The sequence below is a fragment of the Listeria weihenstephanensis genome, assembly GCF_003534205.1.
GTDB classification, from domain to species: domain Bacteria; phylum Bacillota; class Bacilli; order Lactobacillales; family Listeriaceae; genus Listeria_A; species Listeria_A weihenstephanensis.
Genome location: NZ_CP011102.1, coordinates 1,729,614 through 1,742,876, shown reverse-complemented (window position 1 = coordinate 1,742,876; position 13,263 = coordinate 1,729,614). Strand labels below are relative to the sequence as shown.

General features: G+C 40.2%; 11 protein-coding genes. All 11 read left to right on the top strand.

The window, feature by feature from the left end:
• Window positions 1-168: 168 nt before the first annotated feature.
• The 11 genes from UE46_RS08440 to recA all read left to right on the top strand — a co-directional run bounded on the left by UE46_RS08440 (window position 169) and on the right by recA (window position 13,171).
• On the top strand, window positions 169-1,236 hold the full coding sequence (locus UE46_RS08440) for a BMP family lipoprotein (protein WP_036062334.1): 1,068 nt from the start codon (window positions 169-171) through the stop codon (window positions 1,234-1,236).
• A 397-nt stretch (window positions 1,237-1,633) separates the two neighbouring features.
• Window positions 1,634-3,169, top strand: a complete 1,536-nt coding sequence (locus UE46_RS08435) for an ABC transporter ATP-binding protein (protein ID WP_118907819.1) — start codon at window positions 1,634-1,636, stop codon at window positions 3,167-3,169.
• Window positions 3,162-4,214, top strand: coding sequence for an ABC transporter permease (locus UE46_RS08430; RefSeq protein WP_118907540.1), 1,053 nt, complete (start codon window positions 3,162-3,164; stop codon window positions 4,212-4,214). Before UE46_RS08435 ends, UE46_RS08430 begins: the two co-directional genes overlap by 8 nt.
• Window positions 4,211-5,161 carry an ABC transporter permease gene (locus tag UE46_RS08425; protein ID WP_036062423.1) on the top strand — a complete coding sequence of 317 codons (951 nt, stop codon included), beginning with the start codon at window positions 4,211-4,213 and terminating at the stop codon, window positions 5,159-5,161. Before UE46_RS08430 ends, UE46_RS08425 begins: the two co-directional genes overlap by 4 nt.
• Window positions 5,162-5,447: 286 nt before the next feature.
• Window positions 5,448-6,725, top strand: coding sequence for an EF-P 5-aminopentanol modification-associated protein YfmF (gene yfmF, locus UE46_RS08420; protein WP_036062332.1), 1,278 nt, complete (start codon window positions 5,448-5,450; stop codon window positions 6,723-6,725).
• Window positions 6,725-8,008, top strand: a complete 1,284-nt coding sequence (gene yfmH / locus UE46_RS08415; protein WP_118907539.1) for an EF-P 5-aminopentanol modification-associated protein YfmH — start codon at window positions 6,725-6,727, stop codon at window positions 8,006-8,008. The genes yfmF and yfmH overlap by 1 nt, the downstream gene beginning before the upstream one ends.
• A 104-nt stretch (window positions 8,009-8,112) precedes the next feature.
• Window positions 8,113-8,847 (top strand): elongation factor P 5-aminopentanone reductase, encoded by a 735-nt coding sequence (gene ymfI / locus UE46_RS08410; protein ID WP_036062330.1) that lies wholly within the window; start codon window positions 8,113-8,115, stop codon window positions 8,845-8,847.
• Between the two features lie 32 nt (window positions 8,848-8,879).
• Entirely contained in the window at window positions 8,880-9,815 is a 936-nt protein-coding gene (locus UE46_RS08405) for a helix-turn-helix domain-containing protein (RefSeq protein WP_036062326.1), read from the top strand.
• A 90-nt stretch (window positions 9,816-9,905) separates the two neighbouring features.
• Window positions 9,906-10,484, top strand: a complete 579-nt coding sequence (gene pgsA / locus UE46_RS08400) for a CDP-diacylglycerol--glycerol-3-phosphate 3-phosphatidyltransferase (protein ID WP_036062325.1) — start codon at window positions 9,906-9,908, stop codon at window positions 10,482-10,484.
• Window positions 10,485-10,595: 111 nt separating this feature from the next.
• Window positions 10,596-11,858, top strand: a complete 1,263-nt coding sequence (locus UE46_RS08395; RefSeq protein WP_036062324.1) for a competence/damage-inducible protein A — start codon at window positions 10,596-10,598, stop codon at window positions 11,856-11,858.
• Between the two features lie 266 nt (window positions 11,859-12,124).
• Window positions 12,125-13,171 (top strand): recombinase RecA, encoded by a 1,047-nt coding sequence (recA, locus tag UE46_RS08390; RefSeq protein ID WP_036062322.1) that lies wholly within the window; start codon window positions 12,125-12,127, stop codon window positions 13,169-13,171.
• Window positions 13,172-13,263: the final 92 nt, after the last annotated feature.

The following is a 13,263-nucleotide window of genomic DNA, read 5'->3' as shown; positions in this document are numbered from 1 at the left end:
ATATTTATTTATTTTGGTTTACATGGTATATTAAAAAGAGTGATAGTATCCGTTTACAAATAAAAGGTTAGATTTAACAAAAAGGGAACATAAGTCATACATACTTTCTAATCGTTCGTATTTGGGGTGCTAACAACTATAATTTTATCTCTTGGGAGGGATTTTAAGGTGAAAAAGCGTACATTTGCTTTAGCACTATCCATGGTTTTGGCGACAAGTGTTGTACTTGGAGCATGTGGATCATCAGATGACAGTAAGAAGAGTAGCGGAGACAGTGATAAATTTACTGTAGCCATGGTAACAGACACTGGTGGGGTAGATGACCGTTCATTTAACCAATCAGCATGGGAAGGTATTCAAAAATTTGGTAAAGCGAACGACCTTGAAAAAGGAACAGATGGTTATAACTACTTACAATCCGCTTCAGAAGCTGATTTCAAAACTAACTTAAACACTGCTGTTCGTAACGATTTTAGCCTTATTTTTGGTATTGGTTACAAATTAAAAGATGCTATTGAAGATGTTTCCAAGCAAAAACCAAAAAATAAATTCGCACTTGTGGATGATACAATTACAGATCGTGATAACGTTGCAAGTATCGGCTTTGCTGACCAAGACGGTTCATTTTTAGTTGGTGTTGTTGCAGGTCTTACAACTAAAACAAATAAAGTTGGATTTATTGGTGGCGTTAAAGGTGCCGTAATCGATCGTTTTGAAGCAGGAGTCACAGAAGGCGTTAAAGCCGTGAATCCTAAAGCAGAAGTGAAAGTTCAATATGCCAATGATTTCGCTAAAGCAGATAAAGGACAACAAATTGCAGCTGGTATGTATAACGGTGGCGCAGATATTATTTTCCACGCAGCTGGTGCCACTGGTAATGGTGTCTTTGCAGAAGCTAAAAACTTGAAGAAAAAAGATCCAGCACGTGCCGTTTGGGTAATCGGTGTTGACCGTGACCAATGGGATGAAGGTGCTGTCACTGCAAATGATGGCAAAGAATATAACGTAACACTAACATCTGAAATCAAACGTGTTGATATCGCAGTAGAAGATTTGGCAACACGTACGAAAGCTGGAGATTTCCCAGGTGGCGAAAAGATTGAATACGGTCTTGATAAAAATGCTGTCGGTCTTTCTGCAAGCCAAGATAACCTATCAAAAGATGTTCTAGCTAAAGTAGACGAATATAAACAAAAAATCATTGATGGCGACATTAAAGTTCCAGAAAAACCTTGATAAGCTGATTTTAGAGTAAAAGCCGGTTTGATACCGGCTTTTATTTCTGAGAATGGCATATATTTTCATGGATGATTTGTTTATGTTTTTATTTTTCGTTCGTATTGTAAGCGTTTCAACCTATAATGAGTTGGATTATATTCTCTAATCATAGGTCAAAAAGAGTATTTTTATAAAATATAGTCTATTTTTATGCTTTTTTTCAAAAAAGCAATTGCAATACGGCGCGTTTAGAAATAGAATAAGGTGATGACTTTTTTGTAAGACTACATACTTCGCTCTATTCATGATTGAGAGAGGACTTTTTTACACCAGACCAAATCATGTAAAACGGTTTACATCAAAAAGGAAATCAATCCATTCAATGGATATTAGCGATAATAAAGGGAGTGAGACAGTGGATTATGTTATTGAAATGTTAGGGATCAGAAAAGAGTTTTCTGGGTTTGTAGCTAACGATAACATTACCTTACAGCTGAAGCGTGGCGAGATTCACGCGTTGTTAGGTGAGAATGGTGCTGGAAAATCAACACTAATGAATGTTTTGTTCGGTCTTTATGAACCAGATGGTGGCGAAATTCGCGTTAACGGTAAAACGGAAGTGATCAATAGCCCTAACAAAGCCAATGATCTTGGAATTGGTATGGTACATCAACATTTTATGCTCGTTGATAAATTTACCGTTGCCGAAAATATTATTTTAGGCAAAGAACCGAGTAAATTTGGCGTTATCGAAAAGAAAAAAGCGCTAGAAGAAATTCAATCTATTTCCGATCGTTACGGTTTGAAAGTGGATCCAAACGCTAGAATAAGTGATATTTCAATCGGTATGCAACAGCGCGTGGAAATTTTAAAAACATTGTATCGCGGTGCAGATATTCTGATTTTCGATGAACCAACAGCCGTTTTGACACCACAAGAAATTAAAGAGCTCATTTCCATCATGCGTAGATTGATTAAAGAGGGTAAATCGATTATTTTAATCACACATAAATTAAAAGAAATCATGGATGTTTGTGATCGCGTCACTGTTATTCGTCGCGGTAAAGGTATGGGAACCGTCAATGTTCCTGAAACAAGCCCGCAAGCACTTGCCAATCTCATGGTTGGACGCGAAGTAGTCTTTACAACCGAGAAAACACCCGCGACCCCAGGAAAAGATGTTTTAGAAGTGAAAGACCTAGTTGTGAAGGAAAGTCGTGGCGTAGAGAGTGTTCGTGGACTAAACCTGACTGTTCGAGCCGGCGAAATCGTCGGGATCGCAGGTGTGGATGGTAATGGTCAAAGCGAACTCATTCAAGCTATTTCAGGACTTACTAAAACAACCAATGGCTCTATTCTACTAAAAGGCGAGCATATCGAGAATAAAAAACCACGTCGTATCACAGAATCTGGTCTCGGCCACATTCCGGAAGATCGTCATAAACACGGGCTTGTTCTAGAAATGTCGCTTGGCGAAAATATCGCTTTACAAACGTACTATAAAAAACCGATTTCAAATAAAGGTTTCCTCAACCATAAAGAAATGTATGACTTTGCTCGTAAGCTTATTGAAGAGTATGATGTTCGCGCAAGTAGCGAGTATGTTGCGGCTAAAGCACTTTCGGGTGGGAATCAACAAAAGGCGATTATTGCGCGTGAAATTAGTCGCGACCCAGATTTTCTCATCGCCGCTCAACCGACACGTGGACTTGATGTAGGTGCGATTGAATTTATTCATAGACGCCTTATTGAACAACGTGATGAAGGAAAAGCAATTTTACTAATGTCCTTTGAGCTCGATGAAATTATGAACGTTAGTGATCGCATCGCCGTTATTTATGAAGGTAAAATTGTTGCAATCGTGAAACCAGAAGAAACGACTGAGCAAGAACTCGGCTTACTGATGGCTGGTTCGGCAAAAGCGGAAGCGGGGGAGAAAACGCATGTCTAGAAAAATACAAGCCCTTGTCATACCAGTCACGGCCGTTATACTTGGTTTGCTGTTCGGTGCGCTTATCATGTTACTTTTCGGATACAATCCAGTAGACGCCTATATTGCTCTTTTCCAAGGTGCGTTTGGTGACTCTTTCTATCTCGGAGAAACAATTCGTCAAGCAACGCCTTACATTTTAGTCGGTTTATCCATTGCGGTTGCTTTTAAAGCCGGACTATTCAATATCGGTGCAGAAGGTCAGCTCTTGATGGGCTGGATCGGTGCGGTTGCTGTCGGTTTAACGTTCGATGGTTTAGACAAATGGATCCATCTACCGCTTGCATTGCTTGCTGGTATTGTCTGTGGCGCTTTCTGGGCTTTCATTCCCGGGATTTTAAAAGCCACGCTAAAAGTCAATGAAGTAATCGTTACAATCATGTTAAACTACACGGCGCTTTATATTTTCAACTACGTCGTGCAAAACGTGCTAACAAAACAAATGGACAAAACACCAGAAGTTCCCGCATCTGCTTCACTTCAATCAGAATTCTTGCAAGAAATGACGCAATATTCGTCGCTTCATTGGGGAATATTGATCGCTGTTGGTTGCGCGCTTATTATGTGGCTTGTTATTAATAAAACAACCTTTGGCTATGAGCTGAAATCAGTTGGTTTCAACCAAAACGCTTCCAAATATGCAGGGATGAGCGTCGCGAAAACGATTGTCATTTCGATGATTATTGCTGGAGGTCTTGCAGGACTTGCGGGCGCGATGGAAGGTCTTGGAAACTACGGTACAGCTTATGTACTACCAACATCTCCAGGTACCGGTTTTGACGGAATTGCCGTTGCTTTACTCGGCGGTAACTCACCAATTGGTATTATCTTCTCCGCTATTCTGTTCGGAGCGCTAAAAGTAGGATCGCTAAACATGCCTGCTGTCGCTGGAGTTCCAAACGAGCTAGTAAACGTGGTTATCGCGCTTATTATCTTCTTCGTTGCTTCCAGTTATATTATTCGCTGGGCTATGGATAAATTTGCGAAAGGGGCGAAAACAAAATGATTTCGACTTTAGCGATTATTGTCTCTAGTACATTATTAATGGCTGGACCACTTATCTTTACAGCTCTCGGCGGTGTTTTCTCAGAACGAGGAGGCGTTGTCAACATCGGGTTAGAAGGTATGATGATCATGGGAGCATTTTCATCGATCGTCTTTAACCTTACATTTGCCGATGTATTCGGCAACTGGACGCCTTGGATTGCGCTTTTTGCAGGAATGTTCGTCGGCGGTGTTTTCTCACTTGTACATGCCGTGGCGACGATTAACTTCCGTGCCGACCACGTTATTAGTGGTGTCGCGATTAACTTTTTAGCACTTGGTATTTCTTTGTTCTTAGTTAAAGTTATTTACGACAAAGGACAAACAGACCAAATTAAATACTACTTCGGAAAACCAGATATTCCGTTCTTGAAAGATATTCCGGTGATTGGCGATATTTTCTTCAAAAATGTCCCGGTCATGAGTTACGTCGCAATTGTTGTGGCGATCGCATCCTGGTTTATCATCTATAAAACAAGATTTGGCCTGCGTCTTCGCTCGGTTGGGGAACATCCACTCGCAGCGGATACAATGGGAATTAAAGTTCGCTGGATGAGATATCAAGGGGTTATCATTTCTGGTATCCTCGGTGGACTTGGTGGAGCCGTTTATGCCCAATCATTTACACTAGATTTCGGTCATGCGACGATCTCAGGGCAAGGTTATATGGCCCTAGCCGCGATGATTTTTGGTAAATGGAATCCACTTGGTGCAATGGGTGCTGCAATTTTCTTCGGATTTGCACAGTGTCTGAGTATCATCAGTGGACAACTACCATTCTTCAGCGACATTCCAGACGTGTACTTACAAGTTGCCCCTTACGTTCTAACTATCTTTGCACTTGTTGGTCTCATCGGTAAGTCCGAAGCACCAAAAGCAGATGGCGTAAATTACATTAAAGGTAAATAATATAACCTGAGACAAAACTCGATATAAAGCAAGATCGCCCTCCCTTTTCTTCGGATAGGATGACAAATTCTGCTTTATACAAATCGAGCGAGAGCGTTTGTATTCAGGAGTTTGATGGAAGCTGGAAAGTAGAGCATACTGGTGTATGTGAAAACCGAAAGTCCGCCAAACTCCCTGAATGCGAGCGCTTTTTGCCTATTTATCAGGGTTATGATCTTTCTAATTGTTTACCCCACCAGAATAAGGTACAATGAGTAGTGCTAAGCCAAATAAGGAGGGATTTTTCATGACCACTCAAAAACAGGAATATAAAGAACAAGTTGGAGCGATTCAGTTAACGCTTATTCCTTCTGACAAATATAAATCCAATAAAATCGTTTTTAAATTCAGAGCGCCACTAACGCGCGAAACCTCTACTAAACGGTCGTTAATCGCCGCTTTAATCGAGACCAATACAAAGAAATACCCAACACAAACAGCTTTTCGAAAAGAACTAGCGAGCTTATACGGTGCGAACTTTTATACGTCTGTTGATAAAAAAGGAAACGAACATATCATAACGGCAGTCCTAGACATGGTGGACGGTCAATTTGTCCCAGAAGGCGATACGTTACTTAAACAAGCATTCGAACTAATTCAAGAAATTCTTTTCAATCCGAACGCGGAAAATGGTAGTTTTAATGAAACAACCGTTGCTCGTGAAAAAGAAAATTTAGAACAGCGTCTAGAAAGTGTATATGATGACAAAATCCGTTACGCAAACAAGCGTTTAACAGAAATTATGTTTGCTGATGAGAATTATAAATATGGCGCTTTTGGTGTTCTAAAAGACATTCCAACTATTAGCGCTACCGATCTCTATGAGTACTATCAACAGTTTTTAGTGGAAGATACGATCGATTTATTCATATGCGGCGACGTTAAAAAAGAGGACGTACTCCCACTTGTGAAGGCACTTCCGTTTGTAGATCGGGAATATCGAGATCTAGATATTATCCCGCCAGTTCACCCAAAAAAGGTAAATACAGTGAAAGAAACGCAGTCCATCAATCAAGGTAAGCTCGTACTTGGATACAGAACTAATATTTTATTTGGCGAAGAAGCATACGTGCCATTACAAGTTGCGAATGGCTTACTTGGCGGTTTTGCGAACTCGAAAATCTTTATTAACGTGCGCGAAAAAGCAAGCCTGGCCTATTACGCCAATAGCCGCATCGATTCATTTCACGGTTTCATGATTATCTCCGCTGGTATCGATGAAAAAAATTACGATCAAGCGCTTGCGATTATTAAAGAACAAGTAACCGCAATGCAAACAGGGGATTTCACAGAAGATGAGCTATCACAAACCAAAGCAATGCTAACGAATCAACTTTTGGAAGCAAACGACCAAGCACAAGGTTTGATCGAGCTAACTTACAATAATACATTGAAAAAAGCGAACCTAGATCTACCTAATTGGCTAAAACGCATTTCCGAAGTGACAAAAGAAGAAGTAGTCGCTGCCGTGCAATCACTTGAACTCGACACTATCTATTTCCTAAGCAAAGGAGCTGAATCCTAATGAATAAACAAAGCTATGACCAATTAAAAGAAGCTGTTTACTATGAAAAACTAGAGAACGGTTTGCAAGTATATGTCCTGCCAAAACACGGGTTTAGTAAAACATTTGCTATCTTCACAACGAATTACGGCTCCATAGATAACGAGTTTGTGCCGCTCGGCGAAGATTCCTATACGCGTGTACCTGATGGAATCGCGCATTTCTTAGAGCATAAATTATTTGAAAAAGAAGATGGCGATGTATTTTTCAAATTTGGTGAAAAAGGGGCCTTCACAAATGCCTTCACCTCTTTCACTCGCACAGCCTATTTATTTTCCAGCACATCTAATGTAGAAGAGAACCTGGAAACACTCGTCGATTTTGTTCAAGAACCTTATTTCACAGAAGAAACCGTGGAAAAAGAAAAGGGCATTATTGGGCAGGAAATTCAAATGTATGATGATGACGCTGATTTCCGCGTGTATTTCGGAGCTATCGAAAATATGTACCATCATCACCCAGTGAAAATTGATATCGCAGGTACCGTGGAATCCATTGCGGATATTGATAAAGATCTATTGTACCTATGCTATAATACGTTCTATCACCCAAGCAACATGGTGCTTTTCATTGTTGGAAATGTCGATCCAAAACAAGCGATCAATCAAGTTCGCGATAACCAAGCCAAGAAAACATTTGCACCTGCAAAACCAGTAAAACGTCATTTCCCAGAGGAACCTAAATCCGTTGCCGTACCAAAGAAAACATTGAAATTTCCTGTACAGATTGCGAAAAACTTGGTAGCAATTAAAGAGGATATTGGCTTACTCCGAGGTATAGATGCTGTAAAACATGAAATGACCGCTGATATTATGTTGGAATTACTGTTCGGAACGACCTCCGATGCGTATTTAGAACTCTACGATCAAGGCGTTATCGATGACTCATTCGGCTTTGATTATAGTTTACAAGATAGCTTCTCTTTCGTTCTGATCGGTGGAGACGCAAAAGATCCTGATTTACAAGAAAGAAAAATCAAAGAAACATTAGAAAATGCGCTCGTGACAGGATTTAAGGAAGCAGATTTAGAGCTTATCAAGCGTAAAAAAATGGGGCAGTTCCTCCGCTCGCTCAATTCACCAGAATTCATTGCTAATCAGTTTTCACAGTATATTTTTGAAGATGCTTCTCTTTTTGATATCTTACCAGCGATTGAATCCGTGACTGTAGCCGATGTAGAAGCGTTTCTAAAACGTATTTATTTAGAGGATCGCGTTACAACATTCCAAATTGTACCAGAGTGATTAGGTGCAGATTTAAAAATTTTTACTAATTTTATAATAATAAATGGCATTTGGCGCCGAGTCATGCTATGATGAAAGAAATGGATAGAAGGGACTTGCCGTCTTTGGATAAGGATACGAAATACGCGCTAGTTACTGGAGCGAGTGGAGATATAGGAAGAGAGATCGCGATTGCGCTTGCAAAAGAAGGATTTCACCTATATTTACATTATTATCGTAACGAACAGGCAATACAGCTATTACGAGAGGAATTGCTTTCTTTTCATGTAGATGTTATCCCGATACAAGCTGATTTTACTAATTCTGACATGATTACCCGATTGCAAGAATCGATTTTTCAATTAGATGTATTTGTACATGCGGCTGGAAATAGCTATTATGGCTTATTTCAAGATACGCCTGATCAGGAATTAAAGAACTTATGGGATATCCATGTTCATTTTCCAATGCAGTTATTGCAGAAATGGATTCCGAAATTGCAACAGAGTGAGTCTGGAAGAATTATTTTTATTAGTTCTATCTGGGGAGAAGTTGGGGCTGCGATGGAAGTGGCTTATTCGGCTGTGAAGGGAGCGCAAATTGCTTTTTGTAAAGCACTAGCGCAAGAAATAGCCTTATCAGGAACGACCGTCAACGTAGTATCTCCAGGAATGGTAGATACAAAAATGAATCACCTTTTTGACGAAGAAGAAAAGACAGCGATTTTAGCGGACATTCCAATGCACCGATTTGCAAAACCGAGTGAAGTTGGGGACGTGGTTGTTTTTTTAGCAAGCGATCGCGCAAGTTATATCACTGGACAAACGATGCGTCTAAACGGTGGCTGGTTTATGAGGTAAGAAAAGATTTTATGTAATGGTAGGTGTTTATATTGACCGAACTAGGTGAGAAACTGAAAAATGCAAGGCGAACAAAAGGTCTCAGTCTTGATGATCTACAACAAATAACAAAGATTCAAAAACGCTATCTAGTTGCTATTGAAGAAGGTAACTACGCTGTGATGCCCGGTAAATTCTACGCGCGCGCTTTTATTAAGCAGTATGCAGAAGCTGTCGATTTAAACAGTGAAGAACTTTTCCAAGAATTTGAGAATGAAGTTCCTGCTACAAGCCAAGAAACGGTTGTAAACGAGCAAATAACACGTGCGCAACAACGACGTGCCCCGCTCGCAGCAAGCCAACCAGGCAATGATAATCCACACACGACGCACTCGGTATTTGGGTTAGTTCCAAAGATCCTCATCGCCTTATTCATCGTCGTTATCGGCTTTGTTATCTGGTATTTCGCCATCTATAGCGGCGGTACAGGTGATGAAGTGAAGAACACGAGCAATGGTGATGCGACAGTGAAAGTGGATGACTCTACAACAAGTGGTTCTGACACGAAAAAAGATACAACAACGAAGAAAGACACAAAGAAAGAAGACACAACCACTAAAAAAGAAGAAACACCAAAGAAAACAGAGGTCAAAGCCGAAACATCTGGCAATGCGACAACATATACTGTAACCAATGCGACAAAACTTTCATTAACGTTCACCCTATCTGGTGGCGAAAGTTGGATCCAAGTAACAGATGACGCAGGCTCTAGTATTTTTGGAGGCATTATTGCTGACGGAGAAACACAAACGTTCGATTTAGCAAATAGTAAATCTGCAAAAGTAACGCTTGGAAATGCAACTCCTGTTACAATGAAAATCAATGATCAAGCAGCAGAACTGTCTAAAGAATCGATTACTCAAAAGCTAACGATCGACCTTGCCGAGAGTACAGATACTAGTACAGATTCTGATAGTAGCGCACAATAAATAGTTTTAAATACAGCGTGGCGATAAATAGAAAGACGTTTATCGCCACGCTGCATTACATATTTTTTCAAAAAAGAAGGGATGGAACAAATGAATTTACCAAATAAAATAACGGTAGCCCGCATCATCTTAATTCCGATTTTTGTCGTTTTGTGTGTGGCACCACTCGGCCTTGGTTCAGTTACATGGCTTGACTCGACAATTCCAGTTTCGAATATTATCGCAGCGATCATTTTTATTGTTGCAGCACTCACCGATTGGTTTGACGGACATTTAGCACGAAAGCATAATTTAATTACCAATTTCGGGAAGTTTGCCGATCCGCTAGCAGATAAACTATTGGTAGCAGCGGCATTTATCATTTTAGTCGAACAACATATCGCGCCAGCTTGGGTTATCATCATTATCATCAGTCGTGAGTTCGCGGTTACAGGTTTGCGTTTGCTCCTTGTAGAAGGCGGCGAAGTAATGGCAGCTGGACAACTTGGTAAAATCAAGACCTTCACGCAAATGATCGCTATTCCATTATTATTATTGCACAACTGGCCGTTTGAATGGTCCGGTATTCGAGTAGACCTTATCTTCCTATACGTCTGTGCTTTCTTCACAGTCTGGTCCGGTTGGGATTACTTCTATAAAAACCGCAACATTTTCAAAGGTTCTATGTAACATGAGAAAGCAACTTGCCATTTTGTCGGTAGGTTGCTTTTTTGCATCTTAACTAGTAGTATTTTCAAGATAGAAGTTGTAGTATATAAAATAGAGAGAGGACGTGTTTTCATGCGTAGTGCAGAAATTATTGCAGTAGGTACCGAATTATTATTAGGTCAAATTGTGAACTCTAATGCCGCATTTATTTCAAAGGAGCTTGCCGAATGTGGCGTTTACGTGTACCATCATACGGTTGTTGGCGATAATCCAGAACGCTTAAAGAAAGTTATTGAAATTGCCGAAAGTAGAAGTGATATCTTGATTTTCTCAGGAGGACTTGGACCCACAGAGGACGATATCACCAAGCAAGTGTTAGCTGAGTATTTGAAGAAAAATATTGTATATGACGCGGATCATTTAACAAAAATTGAGCAGTTTTTCGCAGCCAGAGAAGACAAGATGTCTGAAAATAATAAACGTCAGGCGGAAGTGATTGAAGGATCGCAAGTTTTGTCTAATGATTTTGGCTTTGCAGCAGGGATGTTCTTGGAGGCAAACGCTCACACGTACATTTTACTTCCAGGCCCTCCATCTGAAATGCAACCAATGTTTACGAAATATGCCAAACCTTTTTTACTCAAAAATAGTGAACGTGAAATTATATTAGAATCCAAAATAATACGTTTTTTCGGCATTGGCGAATCGAAACTTGCAGATGACTTAAAAGACATGATTGCGAACCAGACAAATCCTACAATCGCAACGTATGCCGGTGAAAATGAGGTTGTTATCCGAGTAACGGCGTCTGCAAAAACGAGAGAAGAAGCGCTAGAACTGATCAAAGCGACGGAAGAAGAGATTATCAAGCGTGATGGAGCTTACATATACGGCTCTGGAGAGGTCACGCTGGTCGATTTAGTCATTCAACAGCTTATGGACGCCAACATGACGATTTCAGCTGCAGAGAGCCTTACAGCGGGTCTATTTCAAGCGGAACTTGGTGGAACAACTGGCATCTCGAAAATATTTAAAGGCGGTATGGTCACATATAGTTCAGAGATGAAACACGAATTACTTCACGTATCGAAAAAAACAATCGAACAAGAAGGTGTTGTGAGTCAGGCTTGTGCGATTGAAATGGCCGATAACATTCGTGAACTATGCAATACTGATATTGGCATAAGTTTCACTGGTGTTGCAGGCCCTGAAGAACTTGAGGGCAACCCTGTTGGAACCGTTTGGATTGGCCTTAGTGTCGTGGGAAGTCCAACTTTAGCTTATCGTTATACCTTCAATCGTGATCGCAATTATAATCGCCGCAGAGCTGTAAAAGAAGGTTTTGCGCTGATTAAAGCTTTTTTGGACGAAAAATCTGATAAAAAAGTAGAATAAGGGGTTAAAAACAGCTGACCAAACCTTAAGAAAAGGTTAGACGAATGCTCCGAAAACGGCTATAATAAAGGCATAGTGGCAAGGCGAACAATAAACGTTAGAACGCAAAATTAGGCACTATAAAAAAATACGAACAAATATTCGCTTTTTGCTTGTATATCATTAAAAAATAAGGTATAGTATCTATAGGCAGTAAAAACAGCCATTAAAAATGAGATTGTTTTTATATAATTAGATATTATAGATAAAGACTAGGAGGCAATAATGTGAGTGATCGTCAAGCGGCCTTAGACCAGGCTTTAAAACAAATTGAGAAACAATTCGGTAAAGGTTCCATTATGAAGTTAGGGGAACAATCAGATCATAATATTTCTACGATTTCTAGTGGCTCTTTAGCCCTCGATATCGCACTTGGAGTAGGTGGCTATCCACGTGGACGTATCATCGAAGTATACGGACCAGAGAGTTCAGGTAAAACAACTGTTGCCTTGCACGCCATTGCAGAAGTACAAGCACAAGGTGGAACGGCAGCTTTTATCGATGCTGAGCATGCCCTTGATCCAGCTTATGCGAAGAATCTAGGCGTTAACATCGATGAACTACTTCTTTCACAACCAGATACTGGGGAGCAAGCATTAGAAATCGCAGAAGCACTCGTACGTAGTGGAGCTGTTGACATTCTAGTCATTGACTCTGTAGCGGCACTTGTACCTCGTGCTGAAATCGAAGGCGAAATGGGAGATTCCCATGTTGGTTTACAAGCGCGTTTAATGTCCCAAGCACTACGTAAACTATCGGGGGCAATCAACAAATCTAAAACCATCGCGATTTTCATTAACCAAATTCGTGAAAAAGTTGGTGTTATGTTTGGTAACCCAGAAATCACACCTGGTGGACGTGCACTTAAATTCTACGCGACAGTTCGTCTGGAAGTAAGACGTGCAGAGCAATTGAAACAAGGCACAGATATCATCGGTAATAAAACGAAGATCAAAGTGGTTAAAAATAAAGTAGCACCACCATTCCGTGTTGCGGAAGTTGACATGATGTATGGTTTCGGTATTTCACGTGAAGGTGAGCTTGTTGATATGGCATCTGAAATAGACGTTATTAATAAGAGTGGTTCATGGTATTCTTACAATGAAGAACGTATTGGCCAAGGCCGTGAGAATGCAAAACAATACCTGAAAGAACACCCAGAAGTTCGTGATGAAGTCTCTAAACGTGTTCGTCAAGAATACGAAATAGACGTAAAACCGAATTTAACGGAAGACATTCCAGCTGAAGAGATTAATTTACTGGATGAAGACTAATAACAAAACAAAAATGCTATCCCCTATAGGATAGCATTTTTGTTTTGCATAATATTTATTTTTGGAAATGAAAAAGAGGCTTCGTTACTTTT

Coding starts and splice junctions, on each gene's coding strand:
- UE46_RS08430 (WP_118907540.1), top strand. CDS start 3,162: ATGTCTAGAAAAATACAAGCCCTTGTCATACCAGTCACGGCCGTTATA.
- UE46_RS08425 (WP_036062423.1), top strand. CDS start 4,211: ATGATTTCGACTTTAGCGATTATTGTCTCTAGTACATTATTAATGGCT.
- yfmF (WP_036062332.1), top strand. CDS start 5,448: ATGACCACTCAAAAACAGGAATATAAAGAACAAGTTGGAGCGATTCAG.
- yfmH (WP_118907539.1), top strand. CDS start 6,725: ATGAATAAACAAAGCTATGACCAATTAAAAGAAGCTGTTTACTATGAA.
- pgsA (WP_036062325.1), top strand. CDS start 9,906: ATGAATTTACCAAATAAAATAACGGTAGCCCGCATCATCTTAATTCCG.
- UE46_RS08395 (WP_036062324.1), top strand. CDS start 10,596: ATGCGTAGTGCAGAAATTATTGCAGTAGGTACCGAATTATTATTAGGT.